This is a genomic window from Streptomyces mayteni, assembly GCF_054783955.1.
In genome coordinates, this window is sequence record NZ_BAAGPR010000007.1 from 68179 (window position 1) to 91964 (window position 23786).

Consider the following 23786-nt stretch of genomic DNA (forward strand, 5'->3'; position numbering starts at 1 on the left):
TCACGTCACGCGGCCGCCCTGCGGGCCGCCTCTCCGCGTTTGGCCTGTTGGACGAGCCCGTGCACATGGGTGCGGAGAGCGTGGAAGCGCGGGTCGTTGCGGGTGGTGAGCTGGTCGCGGGTCTCCGGCAGGTCGACGGTGACGTCCTCGAGGATCACGGTGGGGCGCGCGGACAGCACCAGGACGCGCTGTCCCAGGTAGATCGCCTCGTCGATGTCGTGGGTGACGAAGAGCAGGGTGATGCCGAGCCGGTGCCACAGGTCGCGGACCAGGTCCTCGAGGTCGGCGCGGGTCTGGGCGTCCACCGCGGCGAAGGGCTCGTCCATCAGCAGGATGCGCGGTTCGTAGGCCACGGCGCGGGCGATGGCGACGCGTTGCTGCATGCCGCCGGAGAGCTGCCACGGGTAGGAGCCCGGGACGTCGGCGAGCCCCACGGCGTCGAGCGACTCGCTGACGAGGCGGCGGCGTTCGGCCCTGGGCACGCCCTTCTCGCGCAGCGGCAGGTCGACGTTCTGGGCGACGGTCAGCCAGGGGAAGAGGCTGCGGGCGTAGTCCTGGAAGACGACGGCCATACCCTCGGGCGGTCCCGAGACCGGGTGCCGGTCCAGGGTGACCTCGCCAGACGTGGGCGGCAGCAGCCCGGCGATGCAGCGGAGCAGGGTGGTCTTGCCGGCGCCCGAGGGGCCGACGATGCACACCATCTCGCCCGGCCTGGTGGCGAACGTCAGGTCGCGGACGGCCTCGGTGGCGCCGTCGCCCGCGCCGTACACCTTGCGCAGGCCGCGCACGCTGAGCAGTTCTTCGGTGGGTGCGGTGGTGGTCATCGGGAACCTCCTCGTTGGGCCTGGCGCTGGCCGCGGTACCAGGCCAGGACGGCGCGTTCGACGGCGCGGAAGATCAGGGAGAGCAGCAGGCCGACCAGGCCGAGCAGGATGATCCCCGTCCACATCTCGGGCAGGGCGAAGCCGCGTTGGAACTGGACGATGGAGAAGCCGAGGCCGTTGTTGGCGGCGAACATCTCGGAGATCACCATGAGGACGATCGCGATGGACAGCGCCTGTCGGGCGCCGGTGACGATCTGGGGGCTGGCGCCGCGCAGCACGACGGTCCGCAGCCTGGTGAGCGGGCGGAGCCGGTAGACGCGGGCGGTGTCGTGCAGGAGTCCGTCGATGCCGCGCACGCCCTCGACCGTGTTGAGCAACACCGGCCAGACGGCGCCCGAGACGATGACGACCACCTTCATGGTGGTGCCGATGCCGAGGAGGAGCATGAGGATCGGCACCATCACGGGTGGGGGGATGGCCCGGAAGAACTCGAGCACGGGTTCGGCGAAGGCGCGCAGCGCGGGCCGGGTGCCGATGAGGACGCCGAGGGCGACGCCGAGCACCAGCGCCAGCGTGTAGCCGGCGGCGAGGCGGCCGAGCGAGGGCAGCAGGTCGTGGCCGAGGCGGCCGTCGAACCAGGTGGGACCGAACTCGGAGAGGATCTCGCTGAGCGGCGGGAAGAAGAAGTTGCCCGCGCGTTCGGAGACGATCCACCAGGTGGCGGCCAGCACGGCGGGCAGGCCGAGCAGGGCGGCGAGACGTCGGCCGTGCCGGCGGAGCCGGGAGGCGAGGGACCGGGAGGGGGCGGGGGTGACGGCGGTGCGTGCGGTGAGTGAGGTCATCGGGCGGCCTCCTGCCGCACGGAGGGGTGCCAGCGCAGCACACGGCGTTCGAGCAGCCTGGCCGACAGGTTGACGGTCACGCCGAGCAGGCCGGTGACGATGACGAGCGCGTAGAGCGGGGCGACCGCGCCGGAGGACTGCGCGACGGCGATGAGGCGGCCGAGGCCCGGGGTCCCGATGATGAGTTCGCCGGTGATGGTGAGGATCAGCGCGACGCTGGCGGCGAGTCGGAAGCCGGTCACGGCGTACGGCAGGGTGGTGGGCCACACCAGGCGCAGGACCCTGGTGCGGTGGCGGAAGCGGAAGGACCTGGCGGTGTCGCGGGCCACCGGGTCGACGTCGCCGACGCCGGCGAGCACCTGCATCAGCACCTGCCAGAAGGCGGAGTAGACGACGAGGATGAGGGTGGCCTCCATCCCGGTGCCGTAGAGCAGCACGGCCAGCGGGATGAGCGCCACGGCCGGGATGGGGCGCAGGAACTCGATGGTCGAGGCGGTGGCGTCGCGGAGCGCGGGGACGGAGCCGATGACCATGCCGGCGGCCGTGCCGGCGGCGAAGGCCAGGGCGAGCCCGGTGCCCCAGGTCCGCAGGGTGTCGCCGAGCGCCTGCCAGAACTCGGCGGTGCCGGCGCTGTCCCCGAGGGCGCGGGCCATCTCGGAGAACGGCGGCAGGTAGCGGTCGTCGACCAGTCCCGTGTGGGGGACGAGCTCCAGCAGGAGGAGGAAGGCGGCCACGCCGGCGAGGCCGAGGAGTGCGTTGCGCATCACTCGTCTCCTCCGTCGGGCGCGGCGGTGGCGTCTGCGGTGGCGTCTGGGGTGGCGATCAGGGAGTCCACGTCGATCTCCTCGTCGGTGAAGCCGCTGGTGAGCATCCGGTCGGCGACGAACCGCAGCGACTCGGGGTCGACGCGGTCGTGGTAGGCGGGCAGCACCATGGACTCGGCGAGCGCCGGGGCCATCTCCTCGAGTTCCGGCAGTGCGGCCCGGAACTCCTCCGGGTGCTCGGTGATGAACTCCGCGACGTCGGCGACCGCCGCGCGGAAGGCCTCGGCCTTCTCGCCGTTCTCCCGCAGGAAGTCCTCGGTCGCGAGGAAGCAGCCGACCTGGAGGCCCTCGCGGGCCTCCGTGTAGGGCCGCAGCACGGGGCGCAGGCCCTGTTGTCCGCCGATGGACAGGAACGGCTCGATGACCCAGGCGGCGTCCACCCGGCCGCTGTGCAGCGCGGGCAGCATCTGGGGGAAGCCGATCTCGGTGAACTGGATGTCGGAGGTGTCCACGCCCTGTTCCTCCAGGGCGGCGACGATGCTGATGTCGCCGATGTTCTGGAGGGTGTTGACGGCGATCGAGGCGCCGGCCAGGTCCTCGGGCCCCTCGATGTCGGAGTCCTCGGAGACCAGGACGGCGGAGAAGTCGCGCTGGGGGTCGTCGGTGGCGAAGGTGCCTGGTGCGATGATCCGCACCGGCAGGCCCTGGTGGCCGGCGAGCATGCCGCTGACGACGTTGGAGCCGGCCACGTCGAGGTTGCCGCCGACCAGCGCGGGGATGGCCGCGGCGCCGCCGGCTGAGGCGTCGATCTCCAGTTGGATGCCGTGGTCGGCGAAGATGCCGCGCTCCTGGCCGAAGCGCAGGAACGCGGCTGGCATGCCGTCGGTCTCGCCGACGCGGACCACGTTGGTGCCGTCGGTGCCGGAATCGCCGCCCGCCGCGACGCCGCATCCGGTGGCGCCGAACAGCGTGGCGACGAGCACGGCGCTCAGTGCGGTGGGGCCGCTCGCCCGAAACATCATTGTTCTCCCCTTCGCTCTCGGCCCGGGTGTGAGCAACGTAGGTGGCCGCCGAGACGACGAGGATTACCGGCCAGCGGAATTCTTCTATGGCGAATCTTGCTCCGGTGGCCGCCGTCCAGCTCGGCACGATGCCTACGGTCAAGGCACCGGGGACGTCGTTCCCACGGCGCAGGGCGCGTTCCGCAGAGAGGAATCGAGGAGCAGTGGAGACCAACGTCGTCATCGTGGGCGCGGGAATCGGGGGCCTGACCCTCGCGCTCGAACTCCACCAGGCCGGGATCCCCTGCCGCGTGCTGGAGGCGGTCCCGCGCCTCGAGCCCGTCGGCGCCGGCATCAACCTCCTGCCGCACGCCATGCGCGTGCTGCACGGCCTCGGGGTCGAGGACCGGCTCGCCGCGGCGGGCGTGGAGACGGCGGAGGCGGTGTTCTTCAACCGCTTCGGCCAGCTCGTCTACCGGGAGCCGCTCGGCAGGCGGGCCGGCTACGACCACCCCCAGCTCTCGCTCCACCGCGGCGACGTGCAGCTGACGCTGCTGGCCGCCGTGCGGGAGCGGCTCGGCGCGGACGCGGTGGCGCTGGGGCGGCGGGTCGTCTCGGTGGAGGACGCCGGCGACCAGGTGCGTCTCGCGGTGGCCGACGCCGCGACCGGCGCCGTCACCGAGGAGCGCGCCACCGTGGTCGTCGGCTGCGACGGCATCCACTCGGCGCTGCGCGCCCAGTTCCATCCAGGGGAGGGCGAGCCGCGGTACTCGGGCGTCACGATGTGGCGCGGGGTGACGCCCTGGGAGCCGTTCCTCAGCGGCGCCAGCATGGTGCGGGCCGGTTGGCTGGCCTCGGGGAAGATGGTGATCTACCCGGTGCGCGACCGGGTGGACGCCGCCGGCCGCCAACTCGTCAACTGGGTGGCCGAGGTCGAGCGGCCGCGCTCGCCCCGCCGCGACTGGACCAGGGCCGGGCGGCTCGACGACTTCATCGACGTCTTCGCGGACTGGCACTTCGACTGGCTCGACGTGCCGGCCCTGATCCGCGGCGCGGAGACGATCCTGGAGTACCCCATGGTCGACCAGGACCCGCTGCCGCGCTGGACCTTCGGCGCCGTGACGCTGCTCGGCGACGCCGCCCACCCGATGGTGCCGCGCGGCTCGAACGGCGCCGGGCAGGCGATCCTGGACGCCCACGCCCTGCGGGTGGCGCTGACCGGGTGCGAGGACCCGCGCGAGGCGCTGCTCCGCTACGAGGCGGAACGGCGGCCCGCGACCGCCGCCGTCGTCGAGACGAACCGGACCCGGCCGCCGGATACGATCCTGCGAGAGGTGTACGAGCGGACCGGTGATCGGCCGTTCGCCCGCGTCGAGGACGTCATCAGCACCGAGGAGATGGCCGAGATCTCCGCGAGCTACCAGAGGGTCGCCGCCTATGACAGAGACCGTGTCAACCGCCCCACGTGACCCCGGGCAGGAGCCGGGCGACGAGTGGGTCGCCGCGCCGCCGTACTCCCTGGCCTCGGTCGACAACGCCCTGCGGCTGATCAGGGCTCTGGACGAGCGCGGCGAGCTGCGCGTCTACGAGGCGGCCGAGCTGCTCGGCGTGGCCCGCTCGACCGCCCACCGGCTGCTCTCCACCCTCGTCTTCCGGGGCTTCGCCGCGCAGCCGGACAGCGGCCACGTCTACCGGCCGGGGCCCGCCCTGGCCGAGGCCGGGCTGCGGGCGATCTCGCGCCTCGACCTGCGCCAGGTGGCCCGCCCGCACCTGCGCGCGCTCTCCGAGGAGACCGGCGAGACCGTCCACCTGGTGGTGTTGGAGGGGAACGGCGCCCGGTTCGTCGACGGGGTGGAGAGCGGCCAGCCGCTCCGGGTGGGCCTGCGCGTCGGCATGGTGCTCCCCGCGCACGCCACGGCGGCCGGCAAGGCGATCCTGGCGGCGCTGCCGCCGGAACAGGTGCGGGACCTGTATCCCAGGGGCGTGCAGACCCTGACCGACCGGACGCTGCGCACCCTGGAGGACATCGAACGGCACCTCGCCGGAGTGACCCGCGCCGGTCACGCCACCAACCACCGGGAGAGCGCGGACGACGTGGCGGCGGTGGGCGTGGTGATCCGCAACCCGACCCGCGCCCCGGTCGCCGCCCTCGCGGTGGCCGCGCCCGCGGAGCGTCTCCAGCCGGTGCGGATCCCGCTGATCGCGATCCGCATGCACCGCACAAGCCACGCCATCACCGACGCCATGACCGCGCCGCGCTAGCGGCGGCGACGCCCGGGGTCGACACACCTAGCCACCGAACGCCACCCGGGCCATGATCTGCGCATGACATTGCGGGCCGATGTGGTGGTGGTCGGAGCCGGGCTCGCCGGGCTCGTGGCGGCGCGGGAGTTGGCGGCCGCCGGGCACGAGGTGCTGGTGGCCGAGGCCGGCGACCGGGTCGGCGGGCGCACCAGGAGCCGTCGACTCGGCGAGGTGACCGTCCAGTTGGGCGGCACGTTCGTCGGCCCGGGACAGGAGCGGGTGCGGCGGCTGGCCCAGGAGCTCGGCGTCGCCACCGTCCCCACCCACCACACCGGCCGCCAACTGCTCCGCTGGCGGGGCCGGCTGCGCTCCTACCCGGGGCTGATCCCCCGGCTCGCGCCGCTCGCGCTGCTCGATCTCGACCGCACCATGCGGCAGTTCGAGTGGCTGGCCCACCGCGTCCCGCCCGGACGGCCGTGGCTCGCCCCACGCGCCCGCCGGCTCGACGCCGGCACCCTGGAGTCCTGGCTGCGCGCCATCGGCGCCGGCCGCACCACCCGGGAGCTGATGGCCGTGGTGGCCAGGGCGAGTTGGGGCTGCGAACCGGGCGAACTCTCGCTGCTGCACGCCCTGCACCACGTGCGCGGCTGCGGCGGCTTCTCCCCCATGCTGGACACGGCGGACGGCGCCCAGCGGGAGCACTTCGCCGGCGGCGCCCACACGTTGGCGGAGCGGCTGGCCGAAGGGCTCGGCGAGCGGGTGCTGTTGAACGCCCCCGCGCGGCGGGTCGCGTGGCGCCGCGGCGAGGGCGTCACCGTCCACACGCCGCGCGGCGATCTCGTCGCCCGCCGGGCCGTGGTGGCCGTGCCGCCGGCGCTGCGCGGCACCATCGCCTTCGCGCCCGCGCTGCCGCCGCGCCACGAACAGCTGGCGCAGCGCTGGCCGCAGGGCGTGCTCGGCAAGGTGTACGCGGTCTACGAGCGGCCGTTCTGGCGCGCCCGCGGCCTCTCGGGGCAGACCCTCGCGGACACCGGCCCCGTGTCGTCCACCTTCGACGTCGGCCGGGATCCGCTGGGCCCCGGCATCCTGCTCGGCTTCGTCGGCGGCGACCACGCCAGGGCGTTCTTCGCGCTGCCGGCCGAGGAGCGGCGGCGGGCGGCGCTCGGCGCCCTCCGCGCCCTGTTCGGGCCCGAGGCCGGCCGACCGGTCGGCTACACCGACCACTGCTGGGGCGCCGAGCCGTTCACCGGCGGCGGGCCGACCGCGGCCGTGCCGCCGGGGGCCTGGACCCGCTACGGCCCCTGGCTGGCGAGCCCGGTGGGACCGCTGCACTGGGCCGGCTCGGAGACCGCCGACCGCTGGGGCGGCTTCATGGACGGCGCGGTGCGGTCCGGCGAGCGGGCCGCGGTCGAGGTCAGGGCCGCGCTGTAGCGGGCGCGCCTCAGGACCGCGTCGCCCCAGGACCGCGTCGCCCCCGTTGTCGCACGGCACGCCGCTGCCTGTAGGTTCGCGGTGAGTGAGCGGCAGGCGGCTGAGAGGAACGGGCATGGTGACGAGCGAGGGCGTCGTGGCGGAGGAGGAGGCGGCGGCGCGCGCGCCGGGGATCGGGGCTCGGGTCGGCGCGGTGCTCGTCTTCGGTTCTTCGGCCGCGGTGCTGGTCGTCGAACTGGTCGCGCTGCGGCTGCTGGCGCCGTACGTCGGGCTCACCATGGAGATGAACACCATGGTGATCGGCATCGCGTTGACGGCGATCGCCTTCGGCTCGTGGGCCGGCGGGCGCGCGGCGGACGTCGTCGCGCCGCGCCGGGCGCTCGGTCCGCTGCTGGTGTTGTCCGGGGTGGCCGTGGCGGTGACACCGGCCCTGGTGCGGTTCGTCGGCACGGCGGAGGGCGATCTGGCGCTGCTGGTCGGCGGCGCCTGCCTGTTCCTGCCGGCCGCGCTGCTCACGGCGGTGACCCCCATGGTCACCAAGCTGCTGCTGGTCGACCTGTCGACCACCGGCACCGTGGTCGGGCGACTCTCGGGGATCGGCACCGCGGGCGGCATCGCCGGCACCGTGCTGACCGGTTTCGTACTGATCTCGGTCGTGCCGGTCAGCGGCATCCTGATCGGCCTCGGCGTGCTCCTGGTGGTGACGGGCGTGCTGGTGGACGCCGCGACGCGGGGCTGGCGGCTGGGCCGCCAGGCGCTGGTGGCGAGCGTGGTCGTCGGCGGCGGCGTGACGGCGAGCGCGGCGGTGCCGAGCGGCTGCGACGCGGAGACCCGCTACCACTGCGCGACGGTGCGGGAGGACCCGGAGCGGGAGAGCGGCCGGACGCTGGTGCTGGACGGGCTGCGGCACTCGTACGTCGACCTGGAGGACCCCGAGCACCTGGACTTCGCCTACGTCCGGGCGATCGCCTCCGTGATCGACACCGCGTACCCGGCCGGCCAGGCGCTGGACGCCTACCACCTGGGCGGCGGCGGCCTTTCGATCCCGACCTACCTGGACACCGTGCGCGCCGGGTCCAGGAGCGTGGTGTCGGAGATCGACCCCGGCGTGGTCGAGGTCGACCGCGAGTGGCTGGGTGCCGAGCTCGACGAGGACCTGCGGGTGCGGGTCGAGGACGGCCGCCTGGGCCTGCGGCGGATCGACACGGACTCCCGTGACCTGGTGGTCGGCGACGCGTTCGGCGGCGTCAGCGTGCCGTGGCACCTGACCACCCGGGAGGCCGTCGCGGACATCGACCGGGTGCTGCGCCCCGAAGGCGCCTACGTCGTCAACATGATCGACCACGGCGAACTCGCCTTCGCCCGCGCCGCCGTCGCCACGATGCTCGAGGAGTTCGAGCACGTGGCGGTGGCGGCGGAGCCCGGAGCGTTCGACGGCGCGGGCGGCGGCAACCTGGTGGCGGCGGCCTCCGACCGGGCCCTCGACACGGCGGCGTGGGGCGAGCGCATCGCCGAGCGCGGCGAGAACTGGGAGGTCGTCACCGGCGCCGAGGTGGCGGAGTGGATCGGCGACGCCCAGGTGCTGACCGACGACTTCGCGCCGGTCGACCAGCTGCTGACGCCCTACGCGGGGCGGTCGTCCTAGGTTCCGACGGGTCCTAGCCCAGGCCGCCGGCCTGGGCCGCGGCCTCGCGGATCGCGTCGAGTTCGGCGTACAGCGTGGCGCCCGGGCACTCGGTCTCCATCCAGTCCTGGTGCCCGCTCACCACGCTGACGTCGCGCTCGGCGCCGCTGACCGGGTTGACGAACCGGGTCTGGCCCCGCGGGTCGAGCCCGTGGAAGCGGCTCAACACCCCGATGAGGGTGGCCAGGGACTCGCGGGCCGCGTCGGTCGCCGGCTGGTCCACCAGGTCGCCGAGCAGCGCGATGCCGATGTTGCCGGAGTTCATGCCGCCCACGTGGGTGGCGGTGATCACGTCGCCCTCGGCGTCGTGCGCCGGGATGCCGTCGTCGCCCGTGTAGTGGCCCTCGTAGATGTGGCCCTCCTGGTCGATCAGGAAGTGGTAGCCGATGTCCGTCCAGCCGTTGGTCTGGATGTGGAAGGTGTAGATGGCGCGGATCTCGGCGGCGGCGTCCGTGTAGTCGTTGGTCGTCGCGGTGTGGTGGACGGTGATGACCTGCGCCGGGTAGTACGTCAACTCCCCGATCGGCTCGCCGTTCTCGTCGAAGCGCAGCGACTCGTCCGCGCCCCACTCCGCCCGGGAGAGGTACCGCGTGCCGCGCATCCGCTGCGGCGAGCCGGGCACCGGCCGCGCCCGCTGGGTGCCGTGCTCGGTGTCGACGGCGAGGCCGGCGACGTCCTGGGCGCCGTCGGGGAGGCGCAGTTCGAAGCGGGAGGCGCCGCGCGCGGCGACCAGGGTGGCGCCCTCGTTGGCGCCGCCGCAGTCGGCCGTGCGGTCCAGGGCCTGCCACTCCTGGCCGGCCTCGGCGTCGGTGAAGCGGATGGCGGCGTCGCCGCCGGCCGGCAGCCGGAGGCCGACGTAGGTGAGGGGGAAGTCGACGGCGGCCTCCGTGACGCCCGAGGTGTCCTCGGTGCGGGTGGTGGCGAATCGCTCGGTCGGTCCCGAGTCGTCGGTGCCGGCGGCCGGCGCGGCCTCCGGCGCGCCGTCGTCGGAGCCGCCGGTGACGGCGAAGACGGCCGGGGTGAGCACGCCGGCGGCGGCGACGCCGCTCGCCGCGCCGATCACGGCACGGCGCGGCATCCGGGACGCCCTGCGGTGCGTGGGGCTTATGGGTTCTGTGGTGTCCGTGTGGGGAGTTGGCACGTTCGGAAGGCTAAGGGGCGGGCGCCCGCCGGCATGGCCGGCGGGCGCGCCGCGCGAAACAGCTCCACCGACTCTCCACGCGCCGGTCGCGTCCTTCATCCGCGCTTCGTGCCCGGGTGCCCGATCGGGCCTGGTGGGGCGGTGGTCGGCGGCCTGGCCCTCACCCGTCGCGCTGGATCCGCCACCGGTTGTCGGGGGTGCCGTCGTCAGGGGCCTGGACGGCGAAGGCGCCGGCGGCGGTGGAGTTGTTCTGGATCCCGAGCAGCTTCCCGCTGTGCTCGTTGCGGATCCTGTACGTGCCGTCGCCCTGGTCGAGCAGCGTCCACCGGTGGTCGGCGGTGCCGTTGTCGGCCCACTGCAGGACAGTCGCGTTGTCCGCGGTGGACATGTCCTGGACGCCGAGCACCTTGCCGCTGTGGGCGTTGCGGAGCCGGACCGCGGTTCCGTCGGGGATCGGCTCCCAGTCGTGGTCCGCGGTGCCCGAGTCCTGCCACTGGAGGGCGCGGCCGCCGTCGGCCGTGGACATGTCCTGGACGCCGAGCACCAGGCCGCTGGCCACGTTGACGAGGCGGACGGTGCCGGCGCTCGCGCCGCCCGTGTTCCAGTAGACGGCGTAGTTGTGGCCGTGCGCGTCGTGGAACGGGCCGAGGTTGACGGTGGCGCCGTTGGCCCTGGCGGTGAAGGCGAGCGAGCCGGTGCCGGTCCTGGTGATCGAGGAGGTGTCCAGCGCCGGGAGCGAGCCGAGGGCGCTGTTGCCGTAGTTGCCGGACAGCACCACGGGCCCGTAGGTGACGGCGGCGACTGCGGGGTTGTCGTTGGCCTGGCGCAGCACGACGCGCATGGGCAGGCGCACGGTGACGGTGTCGCCCGAGGTCCAGGCGCGGGTCAGGGTGGCGTAGCTGCCCGGCGTGGTGGCGATGTTCTGCGCGGTGCCGTTCACGCTGACCGTGGCGCCGGTGGTCCAGCTCGGGATGCGGACGCGCAGCGACCAGGTGCCGCTCACGGTGCCGGTGAACCGCAGGGTGGTGGTGTCGCCGACCGGGTACGAGGTGGTCTGGGTGACCGTGATGCCGCGCTCCGTCCAGTCGAGCACGGACGGCGCGAACAGGTTGACGATCAGCGTGGTGTCGCGGTGGAAGTAGACGGAGTCCATCAGCCGGGTGTGCATCTCGAGGCCGGTGCCCTGGCAGCACCAGAAGCTTTCGTAGTCGGTGCTCCAGGTGCCGCCGCCCCAGGCGGGGCCCACGCCGCGCCGGCCGCCCGGGTTGAGCGGGGTGAAGTAGGTGACGTGGCCGTGGGCGTCGGCCGGGTTCTGCTGGCCGATCATCTGGTTGAGCCAGGCCCGCTCGTAGTAGTCGAAGAGCGCGGCCCGTTCGGGGTCGAGGGTGAACAGCTCGCGGGTGAGGACGAGCATGTTGAAGGTGTTGCAGCTCTCGCAGGTGTCCTGGTCGAGGTAGCCGGCGATGGCGTTCGGCGGGCGGAAGTGCTCGGCCTGGCTGTTGCCGCCGATGGCGTAGGTGTGGGCGTCGACGCAGATGTTCCAGGCGTTGGTGGCGATGTCCCGGTAGCGGGTGGTGCTGGTGGCCTGGTACTCGCGGGCGGCGCCGATCCACTTGGGCACCTGGGTGTTGGCGTGCAGCCCGTTGAGCCGGTCCTGGCCCGCCGCCAGCGGGTCGAACACCGTGGCGTGGTCGAACCGTTGGGCGACGGTGAGCCACCGCGGATCGCCGGTCTGGAGGTGGAGGTCGGTCAGTACGGCGTTCATGCCGCCGAACTCGGTGCCCAGCATGGTCTGCATCTGCTGGGTGCTCAGCCGGCCGGTGCGCCAGTCGACCCACCCGGCGAGCCGCAGCAGCACGTCGAGCGCGGCGGTGCTGCCCAGGTGCCGCCACACGTCGAGCAGGCCGACGAGCGTCTTGTGGAGGGCGTAGTAGGGCACGTTGCCGTTGGTGAGGGTGCGGTTCTCGAGGGCCGTGAACTCCGACTCGGGGAAGCCGCAGAGATAGCCGGTGTTGAAGCCGGCGGCGGCGTTGTTGGCCTGGCACGTGGCGAGTTCCGCGACCATGCGCTCGGCCTTGTCCCGGCAGGTGGTGTCCCCCGAGACGGCGTAGACCTGCGCCCACGCGGTGAGGAAGTGCCCCTGCGCATGGCTGCGGAACGGGAACGAGGGGGCGTCCCAACCGCCGCCGGGCGCGGCGCCGTTGGTGGACTGCCGGTGGTTGGCCCGGAAGTTGTACAGCAGCCGTTCGACGTCCACGAACCGCAGGTAGGCGCGGGTGCGGTTCTCGTTGTCCAGCCACCGGCTCGCGGTGAGCCGGACCTGGCCGAGCCCGAAGGGGCGCGCGAGCACCCCGAAGTCGGCCGGGGCCGGGGCCGGGGCCGGGGCGGCCGGGGCCCGGGGAGTGGCGGCCAGGGCCGGCGTGCCGGCGAGGGCCGATCCGGCGGCGGAGCCGACCGCGGCGGCCCCGGCGGCCCGTAACAGCCGCCGGCGGCTGACCTGGGACGCGCCGGGCGGCGGCTCGGAAGATGACGCGGTGGAAGACATTCGCACCCTTTCCAACTCCGAAGCGTCCGACCTGTCGAACGCCGAACCGAGGGTCGAACGGAAGATAGGAAGGGGACGAGGGCATGTCAATGCATCCGGCGCGGGCGGACCGGCCGGTCGACCACCCCCGCCCTGGCCGGGAGCCGGCTGCCGAGCAGCAGCATGCGCGCGGCGCGCTCGGCCGCGTCGGTCAGGAACTCCCGGGCGCGCGCCAGCGCCTCGGGCAACGCGACGGGCGCCGGAAGGATGCCGTGGTAGGCGTCGACGCCGGTCAGATGGACCTGCCCGGCGCCCTCGCCGAGGGTGCCGGCCAGCGCCAGCACCGGCACGCCGAGCGCCTTGGCGCGGCGGGCCACCTCGCCGGGGATCTTGCCGAACGGCGTCTGGGCGTCGAGCGCGCCCTCGGCGGTGATGACCAGATCGGCGGCGGCCAGCCGGGCGTCGAGGTCGAGGTGGTCGAGGAACACCTCGAACCGCGGCCGCAGCCGGGCGCCGAGCGCGGCCAGGCCGGCCCCGAGGCCGCCGGAGGCGCCGGTGCCCGGGCCGGTGCGGAGGTCGGCGCCTGGCGGGGCGAGGTCGCGCCCCAGGACGTCCGCCCAGTGTTCGAGGGCCGCGGACAGCTCGTCCACCTGCGCGGGGGTGGCGCCCTTCTGCGGGCCGAAGACCCGGGCCACGCCGCGCGGCCCGCACAGCACGTTGAACGGGTTGACCGCGACGGTGAGGTCGGTGGCCGCCAACCGGGGATCGAGGCCGGCGCCGTCGATCCGGTCGAGCCGCGCCAACGCGCCGCCGCCCGGCGGCAGTTCCCGGCCCTCGGCATCCAACAGCCGCGCGCCGAGCGCCTGCAGCGCGCCGGCCCCGCCGTCCGAGGTGCCGGAGTCGCCGCAGCCGACGAGGACCCGCCGGGCCCCGGCGTCCAGGGCGGCGCGGATCAGCTCGCCGACGCCCCGGGTCGTGGTGCGCGCCGGGTCGCGGCGGCCGGCCGGCACCAGGGCAAGGCCGGCCACCGCCGCCATCTCCACCACGGCGGTGCCGGGGCCGCCGTGGGGTTCGGGGAGCAGCGCGTAGTGCGTGCTCACCGGCTCGCCGACCGGCCCGGTGGCCAGGCACGGCACGACGCGCCCGCCGCCCGCGGCCGCCAGCGCCCTGGCCGTGCCCTCGCCGCCGTCCACCAGCGGCAGCAGTTCGACGGCGGCGTCGGGCAGCGCCCGCGCCAGCCCCTCGGCGATGGCCTCGGCGGCCTCCGCGGCCGACAGCGACTCCTTGAGGCCGCTGGGGGCCACCACGATTCGGTACACGGACTTCTCCTTCTCTCACGGGGCTCTCGGGTCTCTCGGGGTTCTTCACGGGGCGACGCCCAGCAGGGGCCACACGGCGAGCGCGAACGCCAGCACGAGGGCGGCGGTCAGCGGCCCGAGCACGGCGGACAGCCGCAGCAGGTCGCGGGGGGTGTAGGTGGGGGTGCCAGGCACGTCGGCGAAGAGCGCGACCGGCTTGGCAGCGGCGGGCAGCGTGTGGCAGAAGCCGGCCGCCGCCGTCGAGGCCAGCGCGGCGGCCACCGGATCCACCCCGCAGGCCACCGCGGAGGCGACCACCAGCGGCACCAGCACGCTGGAGCGCGCGGAGCGCGACTGGAGCACCAGGTGGGCCGCGGCGCTCACGGTGACGACGACGGCGAGGAACGCCCAGGCGGGCACGGTGCTGTCGTCCGGCAGGCCGGAGACCAACCAGTCGGCGGCGCCGGAGTCCGAGAGGGCCACGCCCATCGCCATCGTGGCCGCCATGAAGAGCAGCAGCGACCAGGGCACGGTGCCGAGGGCCTCCTTGAGGCGGATCGTGCCCAGGGCCGGGGCCGTGACGACGACCGCGCCGATGAGCGCGACGAGCGCCGGCGGCACCTGGTGCAGCGGCTCGCTGCACCAGAGCACCACGACGCTGGCGAGCAGCCCGAGGCAGCGGGTCTCGACCGGGCTGAGCGGGCCGGTGACCCGCTGCCCGCCGTGCTCCTCGATCTCGGCCGCGGTGATCCGCACCGGAACGCGCCGGTCCTCGCGCCTGGTCGTCGTCAACAGCACGGCCTCGGCCGCGAGATGGGAGGAGACCACGGCCAGCGGCAGGCCGAGCAGCAGCCACTGGGGGAAGCCGATGCGCTCCCCCGTGGTCTCCCAGAGCACCGAGACGGTGATCAGGTGGGCGCCCGCGCCGATCAGGGTGGCCACGGCCGACAGCAGGATGACGGTGGGGAAGAGCAGCGCCAGCGCCACCACCAGCCGCTTGTGCTGGGCCAACGCCCGGGCCAGCGCCAGGAAGACGGGCAGCGCGAGCGCGGCGCGCCCCGAGGTGGCGGGGATCGCGAAGGCGGAGACGACCAGCGCGGCCGTCGTCAGGTGCGCCAACTGCCGTACGGTGCGCGCCCCGCTGACGAGGAACGCGGCGGCCCGGGCGGCGAGGCCGCTGCGGGCGACGGCGGCGGCCAGCACGAAGGCGCAGATCAGCAGCCAGACGGTGGGGTCGCCGAGGGTGCCGAAGAGCGTGTCGGCGCTGACCACGCCGGTGACGGCGAGGGCGAGGCCGGCGCCGAGTGCCACATAGGTGTCGTCGACCGGGGTGCCGATCCAGGCGCAGGTGGCCAGGACGAACACGGCGAGGGTGAGGCGCGCGTCACCGTCGAGCCCTGGGAAGTTCGTCGGGACCGCGAGCAGGCCGCAGACGCTCAGCGCCACGCAGAGGGTGACGGCCTGTCGGTTGGTGAGGATCACCCGACCAGTCTCGGAACGGGCGGTGAGGTCCCGATGAACCGCTCATGAGAGACGTTTCATGAAATCGCCCGCCACGGCGGCCGGTTCACGAGGGATGCGGCAGCCGGTAGCCCATGCCGCGGACGGTCTCCACCCGGTGGGCGCCGAGCTTCTTGCGGAGCGCCCTGACGTACACGTCCACGATGTTGGAGCCGGGGTCGAAGTCGTAGCCCCAGACGTGGGAGAGGATCTGCTCCCGGGAGAGCACCTGTCCCGGGTGGCGCAGGAAGAGTTCGAGGAGCACGAACTCGCGCGCCGACAGGTCGACCAGGGCCGAGCCGGCGCGGGCGCGGCGGGTGCGCAGGTCGAGGCCGAGGTCGCCGCAGCGCAGCACCGTCACCTCGGGGGCGCGGGCCGCGGTGCGCAGCCGGAGCCGGACCCGGGCGAGCAACTCCTCGAAGCGGAAGGGCTTGGTCATCCAGTCGTCGGCGCCGCCCTCGAGACCGGCCACGGTGTCGCGGACCGAGTCGCGGGCGGTGAGCACGATCACGGGCATGGTGACGCGGGTCTCCCGGAGTTCGCGCAGCACGGTGAAGCCGTCCCTGCCTGGCAGGCCGATGTCGAGGACGACGAGGTCGAACGCGCCGGTGCTCGCGTAGTCGAGGGCGGTGTCGCCGTCCGAGGCGACGGTGGTGTTGAAGCCGTTGGCCCGCAGGCCCTTCTCGACGAAGGCGGCGATGCGCGCCTCGTCCTCGGCGATGAGGATGCGGTTCATTGGGTCTCCTGGACTTCCTGGGCCGGTACGACGAGGACGAAGGTGGCGCCGCCGCCCGGCGTGGGGCGGAGCTCGACCCGGCCGTGGTGCCCCCGGGTGATGGCGCGGACGATGGACAACCCGAGCCCGGCGCCGCTGCGTTCGCCGCCGCGTCGCGTGGTGCCGCGGCGGAAGCGTTCGAAGATCATCTCGGCCTCCTCCGGCCTGACCCCCGGCCCGCTGTCGGCGACGTACAGTTCGACGTGCCCGGCCGCCGGCCGGGAGCCGATCCTGATCCGCTGGCCGGGGCCGGTGTGTTGGACCGCGTTCTGGGCGAGTTGCACCATGGCCTGGGTGATCCGCTGGGCGTCGACCGTCGCCTCGCACTCGGCGACCTCGGCCAGCTCCCAGCGGCGGTCGCCGAGGGCCCTGGCCTTGACGTAGACGTCGGCGGTGAGTTCGGCGACCTGGACGGGCGCGGGCCTGACGAAGTCGGGGCGTTCGACCTTGGCGAGCAGCAGCAGGTCCTCGACGATCCGGCTCATGCGGTCCAGCTCGTCGGTGACCAGGCGCAGCGTCTCGCGGCGCTCGGCGGCGGCCGCCGGGCCCTCGCCGGCGCTCATCAGCTCCAGGTGGCCGCGGACGATCGTGATGGGGGTGCGGAGTTCGTGGCCCGCGTCGTCCACGAAGTCGCGCTGGGTGCCGAAGGCGCGTTCGAGGCGGTCGAGCATGGCGTTGAACGTCTCGGCGAGTGCGGAGATGTCGTCGTGCCCGTCGATCGGGATGCGGCGGGTCAGGTCCTGCTCGGTGAGCTGGGCCGCGGTGGCGCGGACCAGCCTGACGGGGCGGAGGATGCGGCCCGCGACGCCCCAGCCGATGACGCAGCTCATCAGCAGCGCGACGCCGGAGATGACCAGCAGGATGCGGACGGCGTTCTCGGCTGACGACCCGGAGGGGTCGTCGTGGACGGCGACCAGGAACATCGCCTCCGGCTGTCCTTCGCCGTAGCGGATGCGGACCTTGGCCCAGTGGACGACGCCGTCGGCGCGGCGCAGGGTGCCGGTGCCCGCGGGGTGTTCCGACATTCGTTCGAGGGAGGCGCCGTCCTGGTGGAGCGGCAGCCGGGAGGCGATGTCGCGGTCCTGGCGGATGACCCGGGGCGACGGCTCCTCGCGGATGTAGCCGAGCAACTCCTCGTCGGGCTCGGGGTACTGGCGCTCCAGATAGACGCCGAGCAGCCGGCGCGGCTCGGTGAAGGGACGGCCGGTCTCGGGATCGCGCGCGTGGTCGACGAAGCTCTCGAACTCGGAGGTCTCCTGGCTGAGCAGCTGGCCGACGCGCTGCTCGGCGTCGCGCAGCAGGATCGAGCGGGTGGTCAGGACCACGGTGGCGAGGGCGACGGCCATCACCACGAGCAGCCACAGCAGGATGCGCAGCCGGGCCGAGAGCCGGAACCGGCGGCGGGCGCCGTCAGCCGTCGTCCGCTCCGTCGCGGCCGTCGTCGTCGGTGGCCGGGTCGTCGGGGTCGTCCGCGTCGTCGGCCGGGTCGTCGTCGAGGTCGTCGTCGCCCGGCTGGTCATCGACGGATCCTTCGGTGGGTGACGGTCTGGGCACGACGTCCTCGCGAGGCTCGGAGGGCTCGGAGGGCGGGGCGTCGGGCGCGGTCGGTTCCGCTCCCCCGCCCGGGGTCTGTTCGAGGTCGACCTCGGCGGGCACGGACGGGGTCTCGAGGTCGTCGCCGAGCAGGAAGCTGGTGCCGGCTATGCCGATCGGGATGAGGACGACGGCGGTCAGCGTCGCCACGCGGCGCGAGAAGGTCATGGCGACCAGGATTCGGCATCACACCGCACGACAACATGAAGCGATGATGAAAGGCCTCTCATGAAGCCCCACCCCCGGGGGCCCTTCCCGGCGCCCTCCGCTCAGGGTTCGAGCGCCCCGAGGCAGGCCTCGGTCTCGCGGATCTGGTCGGCGCGGTGCTGGGCGTGGTAGAGGCCAGCGCCTGACGCCAGGTGGCGCGGGCCTCGGCGGGGTCGCCGAGGGCCAGGTGGGCCTCGGCGAGGCAGCCGAGGGCGTCCGCCTCCTCGTAGGTGTCGCCCAGGTCGCGGCGGAGGGCGAGCGCGTGGCGGTAGTGGTCGAGGGCGTCGGCGTGCCGGCCGACCCGGCTCGCGATGAGCCGAGGCTGTCCCAGGCGGCGGCCTCCCCCTCGCGGTGGCCGTGCGCCCGGCAGAGGGCCAGCGACTCCCGGCAGCTCTCGCGGCGCGTTGAACGGAACGGGGCGGCGTCTCGTGTCATCCGGTGAACCGATCAGCGGCCGGCGAGCCCGTGACCGAGAGGACCCAGTCGTGAGTGACTCCGTCAGCACCTCCCTTCCCATCCAGGCGCTGGCCAGCGGCGAGGCCGAGTTGCGGCTTGTGGTGCGGCTGAGCTGGGAGGACGTGGCCGCGCTGGGTGCCGAGGCGAGCCGGCTGGCCGCCCAGGCGCAGCGGCCGGTGAGCCTGGACGAGGCGGCCGCCCACCGGCTGCGGACCCGGGCCGCGGCCCACGCCAGGCCGGCGGCGGATCCTGGCCAGCCGTCGGCACAGACGCAGGCCCAGGCCCAGGCCCAAGCCCAGGCACAGGCACAGGCACAGGCCGCGGCGGCGGCTCAGCGGCAGCCGCAGGCGACCGCCTCGGTGTCGCAGCTCTCCGGGCGCTCGCCGCGTGAGCAGGCCCAGCAGGCGATCGACGAGATCAACGGGCGGGCGGCCGGCCACGGCGGCGCCACGGCGCGCGGCTGACGGTGCGCTCCCCCGCCCGCTCCCCCGGACGCCCGTCATTTTCGGCCATGTCACGCCGCCGGATCGCCCCACTTGGCACGAGGTGAGGGTGTTGCCAGCGTTCATGGCGTGTGCGGATGAGATGGCCGGTAAACGTCCGTTATCGGTGAACGGTCACCGCATGATGGGCTGAGGAACATCAGCGCCGCCGGCCTCGACCGGTCGGTGGCTTGGGGGAGCCCGGGGGGGCTATCACGTGAACGACCACTACACGACCGACAACACGAACGACGACCCGAGTGACGACGGGGTCGGGGGCGACGCGGAGCGGCTCGGGGGGCTGACTCCGTTTCTGGACCCGCTGCGGGTGCCGCCGGTGCTGCGGCCGGGGCGCGGCGGCCAGGGCGAGGCGGTGACCGTCGAGTTGGAGGCGACCTGGGTGCGCATGCACTCCCAGATGGCGCCGACCCTGGTCTGGGCGTACGACGGCCACTACCCGGGGCCGACCTTCGAGGTGCGGCGTGGGCAGCGGATCCGGGTGGCCTGGACGAACCGGCTGACGGGCGAGTTCCCGGTGCTGGCCGGGATGGCGCCGCTCACCACGCGGCAGGGCGAGGTGTCGGTGCCGTCCTCGGCGGTGCCCGGCACGGGCGAGGGCTTCGAGGAGGTCAAGGAGGTCGCCGACCTGCCCGGCTGGTCCGTCACCCACCTGCACGGCGCGGTGACCGGCGGCGGCAACGACGGCTGGACGGAGAACGCGGTCTCGCACGGCGACGCGCAGCTCTCCGAGTACCCGAACGACCAGCGCTCCGGCACGCTCTGGTACCACGACCACGCCATGCACATCACCCGCTGGAACGTCTTCGCGGGGCTGGCCGGCATGTATCTCGTCCGCGACGACGAGGAGGCCGCGCTGCGGCTGCCCGCCGGCCGGTACGAGATCCCACTCGTGCTCTCCGACCGCAACTTCGTGGTGGACGCGGAGGGCCGGCCCACCGGCGAGCAGCTGCACAAGGTGCGGCGGCTGCCCACCCCGAACCCGGAGACCGACCAGCCGGTCACCCTGCCGTTCAGCGGCCCCTACACGCTGGTCAACGGGGTGGTGTGGCCGCACCTCGCGGTGGAGCCGCGCTGGTACCGGTTCCGGCTGCTCAACGCGGCGAACGCCCGGATCTTCAACCTGGCCCTGATCGACGAGGAGGGGCGGCTGGTGCCGGGCGCCGTGAAGCAGATCGGCACGGACGCCGGGCTGCTGCCCAGGCCGGTGCCGGTGGACTTCGAGGGTGAGCTGCCGCGGCTCACCATCGCCCCGGCCGAGCGGATGGACCTGCTGATCGACTTCTCGGCGCTGCGCGGCCGGCGGCTGCGCCTGGTCAACGTGGAGGACGGGGTGCCGGGCGAGCCCGACCCGGCGAGCGACGTGCCGTTCCCGCAGGTGATGGAGTTCCGGGTGGGGGCGCGCCCGGTGCGCGACCGCTTCACCCTGCCGGAGGTGGTCTCGGCGTCCTTCCGCGAGCTGACCCACGACATCCCGCACGAGCACCGGCTGGTCGTGCTGACCCCGACGAGCACCGTGGGCGGCGGCGGCCACCCCGAGATCTGGGAGATGGCCGAGGTCGACGCGGCGTCGGTGGAGATCCCGTCGGACGGGATCATCCAGGTCACCGACGCCGAGGGCGTCACCAGGACGTACCGCCGGGTCGCCAGGCGGTACGACGACACGCTCAACTTCAAGGTGGAGCACGGGGACTACGAGCAGTGGTCCTTCCTCAACCTGAACGGGCCCACCCACCCGATGCACATCCACCTGACGGCGTTCCAGCTGATGGGCCGTGACCCGTACCTCACCGCGGGCTTCGACCCGGCACTCGGCGGCACCCGCACCCCGGTGGTGTTCGACACCTCGCCCGAGGCGGCCATCCCCATGGAGCCCAACGAGCGGGGCTGGAAGGACGTCGTCAGGGTGCCGAGGAACCAGATGGTGCGGGTGCTCGGCCCCTACGAGGGGGCGCAGGGCCGGTTCATGTACCACTGCCACCTGCTGGAGCACGAGGACATGGGGATGATGCGGGCGTTCACGGTGGTACCGGCCGAGGTGCTCGTCTTCGACCACCACCGGGGCGACCACGGCGACCACTGAGCCGGCGGCCGGGCCGGCGGGCCTCCCCCGTCTCCCCCGGCCGGGATGGGGCCGCCCGCCGGGCGACGCACGATCGGTGGCATGAGCGGATTGGCAGCCGGTGTTCGTGGTGCTCGGCGTGGCGCTCGCCGGGGTGGCCGCGCTGTACGGGGCCGGCCGCTGGCTGGCCGGCCCGGCCGAGCCGGCCCCGGCGGGCGCGTTCGCCGGTGGCCTGGCCCCGGCCGAGCACGCCACCTCCCGGTTCCATGTGCGGTGGTACGCGGTGGCCATGGTCTTCCTGGCCTTCGACATGGAGATGCTCTTCATGTACCCGTGGGCCGTCGTGGTGGCGGAGGTCGGGGCGGCGGCGCTGCGGCGGCGGGCGGTGGCACGGCCCGCGGTGCTGCTCGCCACGGTGCCCGGCGGCACGGCGAGCCGGCTCGCGGTGGAGCGCGCGGTGGTGGCCGCTGGTCGAGGGGCCGGCGGCGGCCGACCTGTTGGTGGTGGCGGGCCGGCGAGGCCCGGGCGCCGCCGGCTGGCTCGACGAGCTGTTCGGCCGGCTGCCCGGGCCGCGCGCCCGGGTCTCGGTGGCCGCGCCCGAGCAGGCGGCGCGGGCGCTGGCGGCCGGGCGTGACCTGCTGCGCGCCGGCGGGGACGCGGGACGTGTCACCGGCCCGGTGGTGGCGGGGATACCGCTGGCCGAGCGCGGCGACGACCGGGACGGGCTGCGGCTCGACGTGCTGCGGCTGCCGCTCGGTCCTGTGCTGCTCGACTGGCCGGCCGGCCCTGCCGTAGCGGCGGCCGGAGCCGGCACCAGGAGCGGGGGCCCGGCACCGCCGGAGGCGCCAGGCGGTACCGCCGTCGGGCGCGGTGGCTGCCGCACCGCCGAACCGCCGGGGCCGGCCCGGGGCCGGCCGCGCCGCCGGCGCCGCGCCGGCCGGGGCCCCGGGTCTCGGTACCGGCGGCAGTCGCACTGATCCTGTTGGCCACGGCCTGCCTCGGTCTGACGGCCGCCGCCTTGCCGCCGCTGCGCGGCGGCGTCGCGTCGGTGCTCGGCGGCCCGGAGGCCGTACGCCCCTGGGAGCCGGTGGTGGCCGGCGGCGTGGCGGTGGCGGGCGCCGCGGCGGCCTGGGCGTGGGGGGACCGGGGGCCGCCGACCGCGGTCTTCCTCGGCAAGCTCGTGGTGTTCGGCGCGGCGGTCGACGGCGGCTACGCCTGGCTGGCCGCGCTCGCGGTGGCCAACACCGTCGCCTCGCTCTTCTACTACCTGCGCTGGCTGGCACCCGCGCTCCTCGGCCCACCGCCCGCCGCCGGGACCGGTGCGGCGGTGCGGTCGGCCGCCGTGACCGCCTACGCGACGGCGCTCGGCTCGCTGGCCCTGGGCCTGGCCGGCGGCCCGGTGCTGGCGCTGTTCAACTGAGGACGCGACACTCCCGCACCACGGGCCCCGCCGAGTAGCTTCCGCAACAGAGCTTTCTTCAAAGGGGAGTTGACGTCATGCTCAAGCGCGGATTCCGACGCCGCCCGCCGCTGGCCGCCGTGGTGCTGGCCGGCGCCCTGGTGCTGCCGGCGGCGGGGCCGGCCACGGCGGCCACGGCCACCACGGAGGAGGACATCCTGGACCGCCTGCTCGCGGTGCCCGGGATGAGCCTGATCGAGGAGCGGCCGGCCGACGACGGCGACCGCTTCTTCCTGTTGAACTTCACCCAGCCGGTGGACCACCGCGATCCCGGGGGAGAGACGTTCCAGCAGCGCCTCTCGCTGCTCCACCACGACGAGGACCGCCCGACGGTCTTCTGGACCAACGGCTACTGGCTGAACCCCAACCCGGCGCGGAGCGAGCCCACCCAGCTGCTCGGCGGCAACGAGGTCGGCCTGGAACACCGCTTCTTCGGGGAGTCGGTGCCCGATCCCAAGGACTGGTCCACGCTGGACATCTGGCAGGCGGCCAGCGACCAGCACCGGGTCCACGAGGCGCTCGACGAGATCTACGACGTGCCGTGGATCTCCGGCGGCCGCAGCAAGGGCGGGATGACGGCGGCCTTCTACCGCCACTTCTTCCCGGACGACATGGCGGGCACCGTCGCCTACGTGGCACCGAACAACACCGACCGGGAGGACACCGCGCCCTACGACGCGTTCTTCGACACCGTGGGGACCGCCGAGTGCCGCCAGGCGCTCGCCGACCTGGAGCGGGAGGCCCTGCTGCGCCGCGACGAGCTGGTGGCGCTGCACGAGGCGTGGGCCGAGGAGACCGGCGCCACCTTCGAGACGGTGGGCAGCGTGGACGCCTCGTTCGAGGCAGGCCCGATCAACCTGCGCTTCATGTTCTGGCAGTACTCGGGCGAGGCGGCCTGCGCCGACATCCCGGAGACCTCGGTGTCCTCCGCCGAGCTCTACGACTACTTCGAGTCGACGACCGGCTGGGGCTCCGACCAGGAGCTGGACGCCATGGCGCCGTACTACTACCAGGCCGCTACCCAGCTGGGAAACCCGCTGTACTCGGCTGACCACCTGGCGGGCCTGGTGCGGCATCCCGAGCTGTTCTACTCGGCCGCGTTCGTGCCGCCGGACATCGAGCTGCCCGAGTTCGACAACGGCGCGGTGACCGAGGTGGACCGCTGGGTGCGGCACGAGGGTGAGCGGCTGCTGTTCGTCAACGGGGAGGACGACCCCTGGAGCGCGAAGCCGTTCGAGCTCGGCCCCGGCAGCGAGGACTCGTACGTGCTGACCGCGCCCGACGCCAACCACGCCACCGCCGGCATCGGAACGCTGGCCCCCGAGGACCGGGAGCTGGCCACGACCACGCTGCTCGACTGGGCGGGCCTCGACGCGCCGTAGGCGTCGGCACACTACCTGGCATGGCACAACCCCCGGGGCGCCGGTCCCGCCGGCCCGCTGAGCCATGCCACCCCCGACCGAACGCATGGGTTCGGTCGG

22 protein-coding genes are annotated in these 23786 nt (G+C 74.1%); 10 read left to right on the forward strand and 12 right to left on the reverse strand.

From position 1 onward, the window contains the following. Window positions 1-5: 5 nt before the first annotated feature. The 4 genes from ACYVPE_RS05495 to ACYVPE_RS05510 are packed head-to-tail and all read right to left on the reverse strand — an operon-like array spanning window position 6 to window position 3452. The gene (locus ACYVPE_RS05495) at window positions 6-824 is read right to left on the reverse strand and encodes an ABC transporter ATP-binding protein (RefSeq protein ID WP_461032246.1); all 819 of its coding nucleotides are present in this window, start codon (window positions 822-824) and stop codon (window positions 6-8) included. Next, a complete protein-coding gene (locus tag ACYVPE_RS05500; protein ID WP_461032247.1) occupies window positions 821-1666 on the reverse strand; it encodes an ABC transporter permease in 846 nt (281 codons plus the stop codon). The genes ACYVPE_RS05495 and ACYVPE_RS05500 overlap by 4 nt, the downstream gene beginning before the upstream one ends. Continuing rightward, window positions 1663-2430, reverse strand: coding sequence for an ABC transporter permease (locus ACYVPE_RS05505; protein ID WP_461032248.1), 768 nt, complete (start codon window positions 2428-2430; stop codon window positions 1663-1665). The genes ACYVPE_RS05500 and ACYVPE_RS05505 overlap by 4 nt, the downstream gene beginning before the upstream one ends. Continuing rightward, window positions 2430-3452 (reverse strand): ABC transporter substrate-binding protein, encoded by a 1023-nt coding sequence (locus tag ACYVPE_RS05510; protein ID WP_461032249.1) that lies wholly within the window; start codon window positions 3450-3452, stop codon window positions 2430-2432. The genes ACYVPE_RS05505 and ACYVPE_RS05510 overlap by 1 nt, the downstream gene beginning before the upstream one ends. A 203-nt stretch (window positions 3453-3655) precedes the next feature. Here ACYVPE_RS05510 and ACYVPE_RS05515 point away from each other — a divergent pair, with 203 nt between their 5' ends. The 4 genes from ACYVPE_RS05515 to ACYVPE_RS05530 all read left to right on the forward strand — a co-directional run bounded on the left by ACYVPE_RS05515 (window position 3656) and on the right by ACYVPE_RS05530 (window position 8751). Next, window positions 3656-4900, forward strand: coding sequence for a flavin-dependent oxidoreductase (locus ACYVPE_RS05515; RefSeq protein ID WP_461032250.1), 1245 nt, complete (start codon window positions 3656-3658; stop codon window positions 4898-4900). Next, window positions 4881-5693 carry an IclR family transcriptional regulator gene (locus ACYVPE_RS05520; protein ID WP_461032251.1) on the forward strand — a complete coding sequence of 271 codons (813 nt, stop codon included), beginning with the start codon at window positions 4881-4883 and terminating at the stop codon, window positions 5691-5693. The genes ACYVPE_RS05515 and ACYVPE_RS05520 overlap by 20 nt, the downstream gene beginning before the upstream one ends. Window positions 5694-5756: 63 nt before the next feature. Beyond that, window positions 5757-7106 (forward strand): flavin monoamine oxidase family protein, encoded by a 1350-nt coding sequence (locus tag ACYVPE_RS05525; protein WP_461032252.1) that lies wholly within the window; start codon window positions 5757-5759, stop codon window positions 7104-7106. Between the two features lie 115 nt (window positions 7107-7221). Further along, on the forward strand, window positions 7222-8751 hold the full coding sequence (locus ACYVPE_RS05530) for a fused MFS/spermidine synthase (protein ID WP_461032253.1): 1530 nt from the start codon (window positions 7222-7224) through the stop codon (window positions 8749-8751). Window positions 8752-8764: 13 nt separating this feature from the next. Here the strand turns inward: ACYVPE_RS05530 and ACYVPE_RS05535 are convergent, their stop codons facing one another. The 8 genes from ACYVPE_RS05535 to ACYVPE_RS05570 form a co-directional block, all read right to left on the reverse strand. After that, on the reverse strand, window positions 8765-9931 hold the full coding sequence (locus tag ACYVPE_RS05535; RefSeq protein WP_461032254.1) for an N-acetylmuramoyl-L-alanine amidase: 1167 nt from the start codon (window positions 9929-9931) through the stop codon (window positions 8765-8767). A 160-nt stretch (window positions 9932-10091) separates the two neighbouring features. After that, on the reverse strand, window positions 10092-12476 hold the full coding sequence (locus tag ACYVPE_RS05540; RefSeq protein ID WP_461032255.1) for a beta-L-arabinofuranosidase domain-containing protein: 2385 nt from the start codon (window positions 12474-12476) through the stop codon (window positions 10092-10094). Between the two features lie 86 nt (window positions 12477-12562). Further along, entirely contained in the window at window positions 12563-13774 is a 1212-nt protein-coding gene (locus ACYVPE_RS05545; protein WP_461032256.1) for a glycerate kinase family protein, read from the reverse strand. A gap of 45 nt (window positions 13775-13819) precedes the next feature. After that, window positions 13820-15235 (reverse strand): SLC13 family permease, encoded by a 1416-nt coding sequence (locus ACYVPE_RS05550; protein ID WP_461032257.1) that lies wholly within the window; start codon window positions 15233-15235, stop codon window positions 13820-13822. An 85-nt stretch (window positions 15236-15320) separates the two neighbouring features. Next, entirely contained in the window at window positions 15321-15989 is a 669-nt protein-coding gene (locus tag ACYVPE_RS05555; RefSeq protein WP_461032258.1) for a response regulator transcription factor, read from the reverse strand. After that, window positions 15986-17548, reverse strand: a complete 1563-nt coding sequence (locus tag ACYVPE_RS05560; protein WP_461032259.1) for a sensor histidine kinase — start codon at window positions 17546-17548, stop codon at window positions 15986-15988. Before ACYVPE_RS05560 ends, ACYVPE_RS05555 begins: the two co-directional genes overlap by 4 nt. Then, the gene (locus tag ACYVPE_RS05565; RefSeq protein ID WP_461032260.1) at window positions 17439-17789 is read right to left on the reverse strand and encodes a small secreted hydrophilic protein; all 351 of its coding nucleotides are present in this window, start codon (window positions 17787-17789) and stop codon (window positions 17439-17441) included. The genes ACYVPE_RS05560 and ACYVPE_RS05565 overlap by 110 nt, the downstream gene beginning before the upstream one ends. 58 nt (window positions 17790-17847) lie before the next feature. After that, entirely contained in the window at window positions 17848-18345 is a 498-nt protein-coding gene (locus tag ACYVPE_RS05570) for a tetratricopeptide repeat protein (RefSeq protein WP_461032261.1), read from the reverse strand. Between ACYVPE_RS05570 and ACYVPE_RS05575 the strand changes: the two genes are divergently transcribed. From ACYVPE_RS05575 to ACYVPE_RS05600, 6 genes are all read left to right on the forward strand, one after another. After that, window positions 18314-18748, forward strand: coding sequence for a hypothetical protein (locus ACYVPE_RS05575; RefSeq protein WP_461032262.1), 435 nt, complete (start codon window positions 18314-18316; stop codon window positions 18746-18748). The genes ACYVPE_RS05570 and ACYVPE_RS05575 overlap by 32 nt on opposite strands. 235 nt (window positions 18749-18983) lie before the next feature. Beyond that, window positions 18984-20867, forward strand: a complete 1884-nt coding sequence (locus ACYVPE_RS05580; protein WP_461032263.1) for a multicopper oxidase family protein — start codon at window positions 18984-18986, stop codon at window positions 20865-20867. A gap of 100 nt (window positions 20868-20967) precedes the next feature. After that, window positions 20968-21480, forward strand: a complete 513-nt coding sequence (locus tag ACYVPE_RS05585; RefSeq protein WP_461032264.1) for an NADH-quinone oxidoreductase subunit A — start codon at window positions 20968-20970, stop codon at window positions 21478-21480. Next, window positions 21434-21823, forward strand: coding sequence for a hypothetical protein (locus tag ACYVPE_RS05590; protein WP_461032265.1), 390 nt, complete (start codon window positions 21434-21436; stop codon window positions 21821-21823). Before ACYVPE_RS05585 ends, ACYVPE_RS05590 begins: the two co-directional genes overlap by 47 nt. Window positions 21824-21828: 5 nt before the next feature. Further along, window positions 21829-22266, forward strand: coding sequence for a hypothetical protein (locus ACYVPE_RS05595; protein ID WP_461032266.1), 438 nt, complete (start codon window positions 21829-21831; stop codon window positions 22264-22266). 77 nt (window positions 22267-22343) lie between these two features. Further along, window positions 22344-23687: a S28 family serine protease gene (locus tag ACYVPE_RS05600; RefSeq protein ID WP_461032267.1), complete on the forward strand. Its 1344-nt coding sequence runs from the start codon at window positions 22344-22346 to the stop codon at window positions 23685-23687. The last annotated feature ends 99 nt before the right edge of the window (window positions 23688-23786 follow it).